This window comes from Pantoea sp. GbtcB22 (genome assembly GCF_019091025.1).
In the GTDB taxonomy this organism is placed as follows: Bacteria; Pseudomonadota; Gammaproteobacteria; order Enterobacterales; family Enterobacteriaceae; genus Pantoea; species Pantoea leporis.
The window spans coordinates 61,204-76,743 of record NZ_JAGXKB010000003.1; the positions used below are offsets into that span (position 1 = coordinate 61,204).

Annotated in this window: 10 protein-coding genes; all 10 read right to left on the bottom strand. The window is 42.1% G+C overall.

Going from position 1 to position 15,540, the window contains the following annotated elements; genetic code table 11:
- Nucleotides 1–49: 49 nt before the first annotated feature.
- A complete protein-coding gene (locus tag KVT28_RS11775) occupies nt 50–3,865 on the bottom strand; it encodes a glycosyltransferase (protein WP_217548612.1) in 3,816 nt (1,271 codons plus the stop codon).
- A 209-nt stretch (nt 3,866–4,074) separates the two neighbouring features.
- The gene (locus KVT28_RS11780; protein ID WP_217548614.1) at nt 4,075–4,815 is read right to left on the bottom strand and encodes an ABC transporter ATP-binding protein; all 741 of its coding nucleotides are present in this window, start codon (nt 4,813–4,815) and stop codon (nt 4,075–4,077) included.
- A 13-nt stretch (nt 4,816–4,828) separates the two neighbouring features.
- Complete coding sequence (locus KVT28_RS11785) at nt 4,829–5,629, bottom strand: ABC transporter permease (RefSeq protein ID WP_217548616.1); 801 nt, start codon at nt 5,627–5,629, stop codon at nt 4,829–4,831.
- A gap of 290 nt (nt 5,630–5,919) precedes the next feature.
- On the bottom strand, nt 5,920–7,332 hold the full coding sequence (gndA, locus tag KVT28_RS11790) for an NADP-dependent phosphogluconate dehydrogenase (protein ID WP_217548618.1): 1,413 nt from the start codon (nt 7,330–7,332) through the stop codon (nt 5,920–5,922).
- A gap of 134 nt (nt 7,333–7,466) precedes the next feature.
- Complete coding sequence (locus KVT28_RS11795; protein ID WP_254633529.1) at nt 7,467–8,582, bottom strand: glycosyltransferase family 4 protein; 1,116 nt, start codon at nt 8,580–8,582, stop codon at nt 7,467–7,469.
- Nucleotides 8,579–9,742 carry a glycosyltransferase family 1 protein gene (locus tag KVT28_RS11800; RefSeq protein ID WP_254633539.1) on the bottom strand — a complete coding sequence of 388 codons (1,164 nt, stop codon included), beginning with the start codon at nt 9,740–9,742 and terminating at the stop codon, nt 8,579–8,581. Before KVT28_RS11800 ends, KVT28_RS11795 begins: the two co-directional genes overlap by 4 nt.
- Complete coding sequence (locus KVT28_RS11805; protein WP_217548620.1) at nt 9,718–10,617, bottom strand: GDP-mannose 4,6-dehydratase; 900 nt, start codon at nt 10,615–10,617, stop codon at nt 9,718–9,720. Before KVT28_RS11805 ends, KVT28_RS11800 begins: the two co-directional genes overlap by 25 nt.
- Nucleotide 10,618: 1 nt before the next feature.
- Nucleotides 10,619–11,656 (bottom strand): GDP-mannose 4,6-dehydratase, encoded by a 1,038-nt coding sequence (gmd, locus tag KVT28_RS11810; RefSeq protein WP_217548622.1) that lies wholly within the window; start codon nt 11,654–11,656, stop codon nt 10,619–10,621.
- On the bottom strand, nt 11,656–14,172 hold the full coding sequence (locus tag KVT28_RS11815) for a glycosyltransferase family 1 protein (RefSeq protein WP_217548624.1): 2,517 nt from the start codon (nt 14,170–14,172) through the stop codon (nt 11,656–11,658). The genes gmd and KVT28_RS11815 overlap by 1 nt, the downstream gene beginning before the upstream one ends.
- Before the next feature lie 11 nt (nt 14,173–14,183).
- Nucleotides 14,184–15,524 carry a bifunctional 2-polyprenyl-6-hydroxyphenol methylase/3-demethylubiquinol 3-O-methyltransferase UbiG gene (locus tag KVT28_RS11820; RefSeq protein ID WP_217548626.1) on the bottom strand — a complete coding sequence of 447 codons (1,341 nt, stop codon included), beginning with the start codon at nt 15,522–15,524 and terminating at the stop codon, nt 14,184–14,186.
- Nucleotides 15,525–15,540: the final 16 nt, after the last annotated feature.

A 15,540-nucleotide genomic window follows, 5' to 3' on the forward strand; every position in this document is an offset into this window, starting at 1 on the left:
AGTGGTACAGCTACCTGTAATTACTTTGCTGAATATGCGTTAACGAAGATCAGTGGTGAGGAAAGTGTTTATTTTTAAGCGAATGCAATTTTCGTTTCATTCGGTAAACGATACCACTCGCCATACTATTTTCAGTTATTGCCGCAACATTTTCTGCAATATCTTCAACAATTTCACTCTCTTTATACTGAACAAGAGATGCGCTAGCAACATGCAATCCTAAACTCCGGTGATCGAGAGAGCTAAACTCAGTTGGTGATTTTGGGTTCTCAATGATTAACTCAACAATAAAATCCTTGTTGGCATTTAGGAGCGCAGCAGGAAGCAAAGCCTCGTGTTGTTTGGCATCAGCACCTACGCTCCAAATCGCGACCAGCTGGTTATTAACAAGAACCTGCACAGAAATATTTTCATTTGAAGGCGTATAACCAAATGCCAGTAATGAAAATGCGAGGGGCAGATCGCTATCGTGATAATATTCAAAACCAATATACGATTTATTTCCCGCAGTCCATGTCCCAGTTATTTCGGTAAAATACCAACCATTTAAAGCATATTCCTCGACAAGAATCTGATCTGCTCTATTTTCAAGAGTAAAGTTAATAACATCTCCTACCTTAAGAACTGGCAAGCGTATAGAAGCCTGAACGGTCTCTAATGCCTGCACAACCTGCCCGGCAGTTTGATGCCAGTCAGTTGGCTGGTAGTGAGCTGCAAGACGATTTTTTTCTGCAAGAGCTTCACGATCAAAACAGTACTTTTGCAGTGCCTTGTACCAGCCAATACAATCTAAAGGATCAATATACTCAGCGTGACCTGGGGCCACTTCTGGCAACGATCCCGCATTCGATGCGAGACAGAATTTGCCATAACGACAACTTTCAGCAACCGGTAATCCCCATCCTTCGTAATAAGATGGAAACACGGTGAAGAGACAATTTTTATATAACCAGTCAAGTGAGGAATCTTTAACGCCGTGAAGCAACAATACTTTATGGTGTAAAATTGGCGTTCTCTTCAGAAGATTTATCGCTTCTTCACCTCGCCATCCTAAATTACCGACCAGCACAAGCTTTGGTACTGCCGCACCGTATTCATCAATTAGCCCTTTCCAGAGCATGAGTAACAGAGAATGATTTTTTCGAATATCAATGGTGCTGACAAACAGTACAAATTTGTCTCCGGGCTCCAGACCCGTCAAGCCCTCACTCGCTAATTCGATGTTAGTGGCGTAATCAGTATGAACCGCTTCATCTCCAAGCCTGAAAATACTCACCGGACACAGCGGTGTCTGCGTCTCCAGACAGAAGTCGATAATATCCAATCGACTTTGCTCCGAACATGTTAATACATGGTCAGAAATACTAATGATATTTTTACAGTTGACCGAAAACTCCAGACCAACACCTTCAGGGAAAAGATATTGTAGCTTGTGCTGAATTACATCATAAATAGTTGTAACGATAGCTACACGATAGAGTTTTTTTATTGAATGTAAAGTTCGCAAATAGTTACTATTACGAATCCAGGCTCCACCAAAGACAACAATAATATCATCAGGACAGAAGTTTATATTTGATGACACTACCCCTTGCTCGACGCCAGGTAAAGGCTCTGTTGAAAATCCCTTTACACTGCCATTGAGAAAATCCGTGTAGTTAATTTTAATGAATTTTTGATAATATGAATTCCAGATAATATATTGTACTTCAGAACCATAAATTTCATGCAACTCTTCAGATAAACAGCTTTCTACCCGAGCAATTCCCGTAGGCGTTGCCTTATGATGTGCGGTTGTTGTCAGGTCGACATAAATATTTCTTTTGTTGTCAGGTTGCTTATTTTCATTTTTATCAGCAACATGGCGCACAGCCTGAAAATAGGCATCTTTCGTTTTATTTGCGTAGATTTCCCAACTGTGGAATTCGGTCATCAACGATTGCAACTTACAAACCTGAAGAGCACGAGTATCTGTACTATCGGACCAAGCAGCAACTACTTTTTTGCGGATATCGTCGATATCAGCAGGGTTGACATAACGCGCTAGATCGCCGAAGTACTCTTTTTCTGAAGAGCGGTTACTGAGCACCATGTTACAGCCTGCTGATGCTGCTTCAAGGGCGACTAAAGGAGCCCCTTCGCTCCAGGACGGCAGGCAGAATACTTTTGCACCCGCATAGGCGGAAGCCAGCATTGGACTATTTGCCTCAATACGACCGGCAAAAATGACATTATTCCCGCCCCATTTCCGGATTAAATTAGCATAATTACTATCGGACTCATGGCCAACTAACACGAGTGGGATATTTTCTTCGCTTAATGCCAAAGCCAATAACGCCTGATTTTTTCTTGACTCAATTCGCCCTACGCAAAGCACATAATCATCAACCCCAATGTGATGTCTGAATAAGGCAGGATCTCCATGTGAAAACACAGCACTATTCACTGGATTTTTAACTATGCTGGTCGATGGATGATTGATACCTATCTGCCTTAACAGCGCTTCTTCGTGCTTGCTAAGAAAAATAAGATGATGCGAAAAACTAACTAAACGACGAATTGTAGAATAGTAATGAGGGAAAGGTTCTCGCTGCTGTAAAGGCATAGTGAGATACTGATCGTTCTCGTGAGTAAACGCTGTAAGTGCATTTTTGGCCTCATTAAGAGACTCACACTGTGACAGAACATTAAGTAGCTTTTGATTATAAAAACTATATTCAGAGAGATCTAAAAAGATGGGAGAAAAAACGGTAGTGCAGTGATATTTTTCTACCTGCTGAAGCAAAGCAGCGCATTCATCTGGATGCCAGACATTTAAGGCATGAACAACATCACTTTTTTCAGCTTTAAAATTTCTACCTGCAACAAAAGAAGCATTGACACCAATGCCACGCAAGGCTTCGACTGTACGCGGTGCTCGAACTGACGGGCCACCCAACGAAGATGACATCTCTTTACCATGAACAATGACCGACACGCGCAAAGCTTCACTAACAGCAGTGGTAAGTGAATTCTGCGTAATCTGGTTGAGTTCAGAAGATTCTGTAGAACTATTGAGCGGGTTGTAACCAAGTAGTTGGCAAAATAACTGGTGATGTTGCTCAGCCCAGGCCTGCCAGCTGTATTTTTCTACACTGCGCCTTAATGCGAATTTTTCCTCAACAACGTCCATTAGTACACGACGTAAATCGTTGGCATCTCCGGTGGTGAACTCGATATGAGGAAACTCAGGCACCCATCCCACCGCCGGTGCTATTACTTTACAACCACTGGCGAGCGCTTCCAGCACACACATTGGTCCACCTTCATTTAAAGCCGGAACCAGAATGTAGTCCATTGAACGGTAAAACTCGGGCAATTCTGCATCAGGGACAAATTCGGCTGGCCCCGGCCACCCTTTCCCGGTGAAATGCCACTCAATGCCTGGCAGGTCGATAACTTCTGCCACCAGAGCTTCCCCTTTACGCCCGGTATGATATGTTCTGCCTACAACACCAATACGCACACGCGGAGTAAATGCGTCAAGATCAACTCCCGGAGATATTGTTTGCTTCCGATCGGGCTCCACTGAACGAATCAAAGATTCAGTTTTAGGCGATTGCGCGACGCAAAAATCAACCTCGGAAGCCACAAAATCAAATTTGGCAGCAGCGCCAGCATCTTCTTCTTTATGCGTAAAAAATGCGATCTCAATCGGTGAAACACGCTCGCCACGACAACCATAAGTTATATAATACTGAATCTCTGCCGAAGCATCAGGTTCAACGCCATAACTCACGTAGGGCAAACGGTTTGTGATTTCTTTAGCCAGCTTTTCAAGAATCCAACCTTGATCTGATATTTTAATGTGAACTTTTTTTTTCATGTTATTCCAATTAATAAATCATAAGTAAGTAGTTATTAAACCGTGCAATTAAGACCACTTAAAATTAAGTAATAGCAACTAGAATTTTTTAGGGATTGAATTTAGGATTAAAAAATGAGAGAGATTAAATTGATGAGCTTGCCTTTTTTTAAAAAGGCAAGATTTCGGACCCTATTTAGATTTCTGGATATAGACTTATGTAACACTGCTTAGCCAAAATACTGATTGCAAATTTCTTCAACATCACCATCCATGCGGATCTTACCGTGCTCAAGCCAGATAGCTCGATTGCAGGATTTCATAATCATACTTTTAGAGTGGGATGCGATAACCAAAATATTGGTTGCTTGTACCATTTCAGACATGCGTGCTTCAGCTTTATGTTTAAAAGCCTCATCGCCTACAGAAAGCCATTCGTCCATCAACAAAATTTCCGGGCGGACAATAGTAGAAACCGCAAAAGCCAGGCGTAAATGCATCCCCGAAGAGTAAGTTCTCACTGGTACATCAACAAAATCACCTAGCTCTGAAAATTCGATAATTTCATCAATCTTGTCAGCAATTTGAGCTCGAGTGCGGCCCAATAGCTGACCACGAAAAAAAATATTCTCGCGGCCAGTTGCCTCAGGGTCAATCCCCAATGAAATATCAATCAATGACCCCACTTCACCGACACTAACCGCTTCACCTGATGAAGGCTCATAGGCACCACTTAGCAGACGAAGCAAGGTACTTTTTCCGGCGCCGTTGTGGCCCAGCAAGCCAACACGGTCGCCATCTTTGAGATGAAAAGAGAGACTATCAATGGCGCGCACCACAACACGACCATGCTCATCGGCCCCCAACTGCCCACCTGTGGCGACCTGCATTAATTTCTTTTTCAATGACCTACCGTTTGAGTTATAAATCGGAAAGTCAACACTTACATTTTTAAATTCAATCGAAGCCATAATAAATTTCTTCTTATAACCAGTAAGCGATGCGGCGCTTATAGCGACCATAAGTAACCACAGTTAATACCCAGCCACAAAAGGCAATGCAAAGACAAACCAGCCAGCTAGTCAAGCTAGGCATTTGACCGATGATGGGTGCCCTTACAATTTCCATCAAATGATATACTGGGTTTAAACCGAGAATAAACTGACCAGCGCGCTGTGGCACTAGATGTGGCATCCACATGATCGGAGTAAAGTAGAAAACCACATTTAACAGACTCGTAATTATCTGTGGCAAATCACGATAGCGCGCACAGAGCACGCCTAAAAGAAGAGCAATCCACGTTAAATTTAACGTTGCCAGTAAGAAACCGGGAATAACCAGAAAAATGTCTAGCGTGAGCGGTTTACCTACAGCAAGAAAAACAAGCGGAAGAATCACAATGTTATGGCATAAGATAATCATATTACGCCAGACAACTCGCATAATATGCACGAACAAGGGGATTGGCAATTGTTTTATAATGCGTTCAGCACTGATAAAACCGACCCCCCCCTCATTAATAATACTGGTAAAATAAGACCAGAGAATCATGCCGCATGCCAGGAATGGCAAAAATTCTTCTAGGGGTGTTTTAAAAATTGAACCGAAAACAATTCCGATCGTTCCTATCATCACACCCATGCTGATGGTCAGCCAAAATGGACCCAACGCAGAACGCCTATAACGTTGTTTTACATCCTGCCAACCTAACATACCAACTAATGGATAACGTCCGATGGCGGAAAAAATATCTTTAAGTGCAATTTGAACAGAACTACCTTGCATTATTTTATTCCATCAAATAAATGAAAATTTTTAAAGCCTCACCGCTAATCGTCTACCAAAAAGCATATATTTTTATATGCATCTATCAGAATCAGAATAATACGAAATGAGGAGTTAAATTATCACGTTAGCGTGACCTTGTTGAACGACTTAGAAAGAGTTAATCCCAGAAAATACTTAACTTCAAATTGACATCTAAAAAAATAGCTTGAGAACGGCATATTTACCGCAAACAAAAGCACATCCTAAGATGTGCTTGGCTTGATGTATATTGAATAACTGGCTATTGCCTAGTCAAGCCACTCAGTGTGGAATACACCGTCTTTATCGATACGCTTATATGTATGTGCACCAAAATAGTCACGCTGCGCCTGGATCAGGTTAGCAGGCAAAACTTCTGAACGGTAGCTATCGTAATAGGCGATTGCAGCAGAGAAGGTTGGCGTTGGGATGCCATTCTGAACCGCATAAGCCACTACATCACGAAGCGCCTGTTGATATTCGTCAGCAATATTTTTGAAATACGGCGCCAGCAGCAGGTTAGCAATGCTGGCATTATCTGCATAGGCATCCGTAATTTTCTGCAGAAATTGCGCACGAATTATGCAGCCTGCACGGAAAATCTTAGCGATTTCACCGTACTGCAGATCCCACTTGTTCTCTTCAGACGCGGCGCGCAGCTGGGAGAAGCCCTGTGCATAAGACACAATCTTACCAAGGTATAACGCGCGACGCACTTTCTCAACAAACTCAGCTTTGTCGCCTTCCACCGTTTTTGGCTGCGGGCCGCTGAGTATCTTAGACGCAGCAACACGTTGTGATTTGAGGGAAGAGAGGTAACGGGCGAACACAGATTCGGTTATGAGAGAGAGCGGCTCACCGAGATCGAGCGAACTCTGACTGGTCCATTTGCCGGTGCCTTTGTTAGCAGCTTCATCCAGAATCACATCAACCAGATATTTACCCTCTTCATCTTTTTTGGTGAAGATATCTTTGGTGATGTCGATTAGGTAGCTACTCAGATCACCTTTATTCCAGTCAGTAAACGTAGTTGCCAATTCTTCGTTGCTCAGGCCCAACGCGCCTTTCAACAGTGAGTAAGCTTCAGCGATCAGCTGCATGTCACCATATTCGATGCCGTTATGCACCATCTTCACATAATGACCCGCGCCATCAGGACCGATGTACGCGACGCATGGCTCACCGTCTTCATCGGCCACTGCGGCAATTTCATGCAGAATTGGGGCAACCAGCTCGTAAGCATCTTTCTGGCCGCCTGGCATGATTGAAGGGCCTTTCAGTGCACCCTCTTCACCTCCGGATACACCAGTACCGATGAAGTTGAAGCCCTGCTCAGAGAGTTCCTTATTACGACGAATAGTGTCCTTATAGAAGGTATTACCGCCATCAATCAGAATATCGCCTTTCTCGAGGTGTGGAGTCAAAGAGGCGATAGTCTTATCTGTTGCTTCACCAGCCTGAACCATTAACAGAATACGACGTGGTTTTTCGAGAGATTCTACGAATTCTTCCACTGAATAATAAGGGGCTAGTTTCTTGCCGTGGTTATCAGCGATGACTTCCTCTGTCTTCTCGCGCGAACGGTTGAAGATTGAAACAGTATAACCGCGGCTTTCGATGTTAAGGGCTAGGTTGCGACCCATAACTGCCATACCTACTACGCCGATCTGCTGCTTGGACATTGCATACTCCTGTCAGTGGTCTCGCATGGTGTTACTGGTAACACCACCAATAAGTGACCAGTATGTTAACTCAGGAAAGCACCTAAGAGGTAATGATTGGTGCTATAGAGGAATGAAAAAAATTCACCAAATAATCACCCATTCAACAATGACTTATACAGATTTGTATAACTTTCGATCATTTTTTCCGCAGTAAACAATTGCTCAAAGCGTTGATAAGCCCCTTGGCCCAATTGCTTAGCATAATCTGGTTCGTTCCATAGTCTGTCCATAGCCTGCCGTAATGCAACCGGATCGGCGGGCGGAACCACCAGTCCTGTCTGTTTATCGAGATTTATATAAGTGGTTCCGGTGCCAATTTCACTGGAAATTAAAGGTTTGCTATACAGTGCACCTTCAAGCAAAGAAATACCGAACGCCTCTGATCTCAGATGTGAGGGAAAAACAATTGCTGTGCACAGTGAAAGTAACGTAGCTTTATCTTCATCATCCAATGCCCCAACAAAATGGATATTGTCAACTGCGAGGCTTTTTGCTTGTTCTCTTAACTCCTGCTCAATTGGCCCAGCTCCGACTATGACTATCGGATATTGGCTATTCTTAGCCGCCTCAATCAGGATATGCAGCCCTTTGTAATACCGGAAAGTACCAATGAACAGGAAGAATCCCATAGGAAAGCGCTGCTGCCATTTTTCCACATCCACGGCTGGTGGATTGATATAAAACTTTTTATCCAGGCCGTAAGGGATGACTTTCACCTTTTCCCGGTAATGTTTCAAGACTGGGCTGGTTTCAACATAGTTGGGAGAAGCCGCGACTATCGCGTCAACACGCTGCAAAAATCGTTTCATTAGGGGTGCATAGATAAGCGCTAACGTCTTTTGCTTAACAATATCCGAATGATAACTGACCACACAGGGCTTATCGATCCCGGCAGCAAAGTGCATAAAATCCATGAAGGGATAAGGAAAATGGTAATGCACTATATCGGCATGTTGTGCCAAGGCGCGAAATTTTGCCACCGCCTGCAGTGAAAACGGGGTTGATGCCAGCTCACAAAGACTTTTCACTCGATATACAGTGTGGTTATCTTTCTCAAACTGGACTGACTGTGGATCAGGGCTATGCACAAATACGGAGGCTTGAATGTTCTCTTTCCTCCCCCCTTCAGCCAGTTGATAAATAACTTGTTCAATACCACCAAAAGTGTCGGGATAATACGTTTTATAACAGTGTAGTACTTTTATCATAGCGTTTGAGCGACCTGCTTATAAGCGGCTATCGTTCGGTCAGCACAATGCGACCATGAAAATTGCTGGGCGCGCACTGGACCCTGCTGTGATAATTTTAGATGGACTGTATTATCGTTAATGAGCGTCGTTAAATGTTCGCACAACCGATCAACATCATCAGGCTGATGCATCAAAGCACAATCTCCTACGACTTCCGGCAACGATGAAGCATCAGAGCAAATCACCGGGGTGCCGGAGGCCATAGCTTCCAGTGCCGGTAAACCGAAACCTTCATAGGTAGATGGAAAAACAAATGCTCGGGCTGCACTGTATAGCATAGGAAGATCACGCCCCGGCACAAAACCCAGATACTTTAACCATCCTTCGCGTTCGCCTCGTTCAAACAAAGAAAATAACTCCCTACTCTCCCAACCTTTATATCCGCTAATTACTAATGGGAAGTGACGTTTTTCTACCGCTTCGAGTCGATCATAGGCACGTAAAAGGGTAATAATATTTTTTCTTGGCTCAATTGTACCGGTATAAAGCAAATACTCTCGCCAAGCTAAACCGTATTGTTTTAACACCTGCGCAACATCACCTTCATCTCTAGGATGGAAACTGCGATTACAGGCTAGCGGTGCAACCGTAATTCTGTCCAAATCCAGTGAGAAAAAATCACTCAATTCACGCCGTGTATATTCTGAATCAGTAATAAAATGCTGTGCACGTTTGACCGTATTACGCAATTCGTGCTGCATTAAATGCACTCGCCCTGTGGGATGAAATTGCGGCCAATGAAAAATCGATAAATCATGAAACGTTGCCACGGCATGCTTTATCGCTGGAGGAATATAGTAATTGGGGCTGTGATAAATATGTGATGGCTGCTTTCGCAAAACAACACTTTTGGCTAGAGGCCAGGTAAAGCGGTAAATATCATTCACCAGCTTACTTTGCTGCAGCCGCTTCTTAATCCCCTGCATAGGAACAGCACTTTCTGCCGCTATCGCAAGATTATCTTGCATATGCAAACCGTGTAAAAAACGCAGTGATACGCCTTCACGCCCCTGTAATTCTTGCGCTAATTCAAACGCATAACGGCCAATTCCCGTTAGCGGATACTTAATACAATCAGTGGAAAGTATGATATTCAGGGCATGTCTCCCAGCATCCAGCGCAGTGTCTCTTTTAGGGGGATTTTTGGCGGCAGCGGGTCGGCCATACGTTTAAGTAAGCTAGTATCACCACAAAGTTGTTTAACTTCATTAGCACGTACAAAGGCCGGATTAATCTGGATAGTGATCTTATGCCCGGTAATGTCTTCACATAGCGCAATAACATCACGCAGTGAATGCATTTCCCCAGAGGCAACATTTATCGTTTGCCCGATAGTACCAGACTGCAATAACGCCAGATAACACGCTGTTAAATAACGCACGTCGGAAAAATCGCGCCAGACATCTATATTACCCAGCTCAATAATCGCTTTCCGGTCACGAAAGTGCTTAACGATTTTTGGAATCAGAAAGTTTTCCGCTTGCCCGCGGCCAGTATAATTGAACGGCCGGGCGAGGATAATTGGCAACCTGTCGTTAAATAGCCTCGCCATATATTCCATCGATAACTTACTGACCGCATAATCATTGGCAGGATTAGGAACTGTGTCTTCTCGCAGTTGGCCTGCCGTGGCATTGCCATAAACATTGGCACTGCTGGCAATCAGAACCGATTCTGGACGCTGAGGTAAGTCAACCAATGCCTGTAAAAGATTGCGTGTTCCTTCAAGATTCACCTTGTAAAACGCATTTGGATTGGCGTGGCCGACAAAAGCGATGGCTGCCAAATGGACAACAACATCAGGTGCGATTGCCTTTATCGCGCTAGCCAGATTTTCTGTATCCGCTAAATCGACCTGATGGTAGTTCTCACGACCATTTGCCATTGAGGCACCAATGCCATACACGCTGTATCCAGCAGCGGAAAGTTCCGCTGCCATGTACTGGCCTGTAAAGCCATTGATCCCAGTGATCAATGCTTTTTTAGCCTTCATATTAGAATGAGAACCCTTGCTGGTTACGACGCAGGTCTGCTTCGACCATCATTTTGCAAAGTTCTTCAAGGCTAGTTGCTGGTTCCCAACCCAATAAACGCTTAGCTTTTTCAGGATCGCCAATTAACAGCTCAACCTCTGCAGGTCGGTAGAATTTGGGATTCACGCGCACCAGCGTTTTACCGCTCACTACGTCAATGCCAATTTCCTGTTCATCTTTACCCTCAAAGCGAAGTTCAATGCCTGCCGCTTTGAATGCCATGCTAACAAAATCACGCACAGTTTCAGTCCGATTGGTGGCCAGAACAAACGTGTCAGGCGCTTCTGCCTGCAGCATCAGCCACATCCCTTCCACATACTCTTTAGCAAATCCCCAGTCGCGCTTAGCATCCATATTGCCCAATTCCAGCACATTTAATTTGCCCAGCTTAATTTTGGCAACTGAATCTGTGATTTTGCGTGTGACAAACTCTTGACCACGTAGTGGTGATTCATGGTTGAACAGAATGCCGCTGGAAGCGAAGATATCGTAGCTCTCACGGTAGTTAATGGTCATCCAGTGTGCATAAAGCTTCGCCACACCATATGGGCTGCGTGGATAGAATGGGGTATCTTCTTTCTGTGGAATAGCCTGTACCTTACCAAACATCTCCGAGGTTGAGGCTTGGTAGAAGCGAATTTTCGGGTTGACGATACGAATAGCTTCCAACAGATTCAGCGGGCCAATACCGGTAATTTCTGCGGTCGTGACCGGCTGGTCAAAAGAAACGCCAACAAAACTTTGTGCTGCCAGGTTATAGACTTCGGTGGCTTTACTGGTCTCTAACAGGCGGATGCTGGAAGAGAGATCGGTCAAATCATATTCAACCAAATGTAAATTAGGATGGTTTTTGATACCTAATTCATCGATGCGCCAGAAATTAACCGAACTTGTACGGCGATAAGTACCGTAAACCTGATAGCCTTTGTCTAATAATAATTCAGCCAAATAGGCGCCATCTTGTCCGGTAATACCGGTAATTACTGCAATGTTAGTCATTATCGTTTTCCTTCATTAAAATCATATATTTTGTACCAGTTATTGTTCACAAATGATTCAATAAACTGTACTGAACTCTCGTTCCAGGTTAAAAACTTCATCCCCGCTGAATCAGGGTGCTGGCCCTTATCCCAGAGCGCAATCCATTTTTTCATCTCTTCAGACTGAAGTTCAGGTGTATATCCGTTGAAATAATAAGCATTATTTCCTGCAACCTCTCTGAAAACTGGAATATCTCTAGCAATAATCGCGAGTTTATGCCTTGCAGCCTCAATTAATGGTAAGCCAAACCCTTCTGCATTTGAGGCTGCAATAAGACAATTTGAAATTCCATAGATATTTTCAAGATACTCATCACTTACACCGTTAAACCAGAACAATCTTTTATTTAAATCCGGATGTTCATTAATATAGTCGGTAATATCATCAGATAGCCACCCCTTACGTCCAACAATAAAAAGATTGATATTATAACCTTGCTGCCAAAGTTTTTCGAAACTTTTAACCGTATTAAGATGCCCTTTTCTTGGTTCTAACGTGCCGACCATAATGAAATTCAAGTCATTTTTCATCGAGGACAGCAATAAATCTGCATCCTCAGGCATCCCGACAGTCGGTATACTATTATCAATATCGGCACCAAGATGGAAATAGCCAATTTTCAATGGTGTAGAGCGCTGTGGCTTATTTCTTTCCAGCCAATAGAGATACTCATCAGCAACTGAACGAGAAATACACATTACTCCATCAGCATAACTGGTGGTTTGAGCCCAACCGATAAATTCCTCTGTTAACTCTTTAACAAAAGCTTCAGGCTTTAAGATGGGTATCAAATCGTAAACAACATATATTATTTCAACACCCATAGATTGCAACCGAGCATTGATATTTCTATGTGAGATTGCTAATGCGGGATGCAGATCAAGATATAAGATCTTATCACCATGATAAAAATCTACCACTTCGTCATCATCACCACAGCTGTACTTATCATTAACGACTATCGCTTTGAAGAAATTCAAGTGATTCGCATAGGAATAAATCAGCTCTACGTTATCCAACTTGTACTTTAATTCACTCGCCAAGGCCCTAACGACACGTTGAATACCTGTTTTGAAATCGTTATGAACCATCGAACTGATATCGATGAATACTGTTGGTTTTCGGTTTAAAGGCTTGAAATTTTCGCTTAATAGTTTTGCCGCACGGCTTAGTGTTATTTCATCAAGAGATAATGAATTTGCTTTAATGCTTTCAATAACTAAATCAAGTGTTGAATTATTCTTACGGATAATTCCCTTACTATTTTCATTTTTAAAAGCATTAATTTCGGCGATGAATTTATCAGCATTATTTGACCACGTATACTGCTTGATATGTTCAGCAGCATGCGTTCTAAATTGTTCACGAAATTCATCATCGGTCAGAGAATGTAAGATCTTTGCTGAAATAGCATGCGGATCAAAGGGAGGGAAGAACACATCCACATCGTCACCAATGACTTCATGCATTACGGAGATATCACTAGCAACAACAACAGTTCCTGATGCCATTGCCTCAAGAACAGGAATGCCAAACCCCTCTTGATACGAAGGAAAAACAAATAAACTTGAGGCGCCATAAAGTGCAGCAAGCTCACTGTCGGATACGTAATCAGTAAAGATAACGTTGTCTAAAATCCCTAATTGACTTAATTGGGATTTTACTGCATTTATAGTTGCAGGAATTTTACCTGCTAAAACAAGATTGTATTCTTTCTTAGCTTCCGGGGGGAAGAATGATATCGCTTTGAATAAATTATCAAGATTTTTATGCGGATTCATCCCCCCCGTATATAGTATAAACTTTTTGTTAATATTAAATTTTCTTAGAACATTCTTTTTACTTTCTTCGTCAACATCACTAAAGAAATCAATGTCTATGCCGTTTGGTAAAACAGAAACATTCTTTAAATCAAGAAGCTTTTGAATTTCAATTTTTGAAGATTCAGATACAGTAAGGACTTTAGTAGATTGCATTACATAATCTATTTTCTCAAAGTACCATGGCCTAATTGGATTCCCTTTAGCCAGGTATTCGTCTTCAAAAAGCAAAGGAATAACATCATGCAATGTTGAAATGTAATTTTCTTGATCAGCTCCAGCAAGCTTTCCGATGGATATAACAGCCCCATCTTCCCACCCTTCTTGCAGATTAGGCAGAAAAACGATATCAGCATCAATGTCTCTAATCACGCCTTCACGAATGATTTCAGAAATTGCTATTTCTGTTTTATCACCATGATAAGATGAAGTGTTGCTAAATTGCGTCCAACTGCGAAAATTTCTCGATTCTAAAACACCTATAAATTCAGCTTTTATATCATCAATGAACCCAAGACTTTCATTCATCAAAAGAATATATTCGTTTTCATTGTCTTTTTTCGTTATTGCCTTTACTAACTCAAGGCAATATCGGCCAACGCCACGATATCTTGAGACTGTCTGACAAGACTGCATATCAATTATAATCTTCATAAGCGAGTATCTTATCTATTTAATTTATTTAAAATTACCTTCCCATATGGGGATAACTTAGCATCAAGCATACTGCCTTCATTAATATTTTGCGGCATAACCTTATTAACACTTACAGACTTCAATACGAATGCGTAAATTGGTCTGATAATTTTATCAAGTCGTGTTTTTTTGCAAAAATTAATCACTGCTATTCGACGCTTTGGATCACGATTGATTAAATTCAGCATGCTGCTTATAATTTTTTTTGCAGGTCTCTTTATTAAGAAGTTGATAGCATTTCCCTTTTCATTCCCCTTAATTGCATTCCCAACAAGCCTCATTGGAGCAGTAATTTTCCAGGATGTACTATTATGAGTCGCTGTAAGTAGATTAGATACTCTTTTTAATTCATCCTGACATGAAAATAACTTATTCATTACCAGGTCATTGTTTGACAATGCATTTAATTTATTATCTATTTTATCTTTGAGGGCTTCACGTTCTCGCTGGTTTGACAACTCTACTTTTTTAATTTTATTTTCCAGGCCAGCATTCGTTCTCATAAGGTTTTCAACTGCATGACTTAACTGTTGAAAATCTGCAGCATTTAGTTTGAATTTTTCATCCAGGTTTTTCTGATATTTATCTGTCAGGAATTCCAGTGAAATACCATGTGATGAACTAAAAAAAGAATCAAGTTTGGTCATCAATGCTGGTTCAGCTGATTTTTGCGCCACAATACCATAGTCAGGGCTGACGCCATTGAGAATATCATGAAGACTAATATTGTTTCGGTCTGCTAATGTGTCATCTTCCTGTAAACGCAAGGTATTCGTTCTAGCAAAACCACTTTCTTCTATTAAAAAACTCAACAACTGCATTGGGATGGGTTTGTTATGCGTCGGATCGAGTAAAAACTGATGGGTTGAAACAATAATATTTTCCGGATTTGGTGTTTCAAGTATCAGTAGTCCGCCTGGCTGCAATATTCGTAATGAATTAATGATAAGACTATTAATTTTGTCGAATTCCATGTGTTCGACGACATGGAAAGCTGTAACAATTGCAACTGAATTCTCGGGTAAACTTTGCAAAATGGCAAGCGCATCACCCTGTTCAACCGTTAACCCGCGCGATCGACACTCAGAGAGCATCGCCTCATCCAGATCAATGCCTCTTTCCTTAAATCCCAGATTGTTGACGATCTCCAACCATTCTCCCCTGCCACAACCTAAATCTAGCGCGACTAAATCATCACTGTACAACTTTACTTTTTCAACAGCAGGAAGATAAACTTGCAAGCGAGATTTGATTAAATCTCGCGATCCTCGATATTTATTTTCAAACTCTCTGTACAAGCTGTTTTTCATGATAAATTCCAACGTC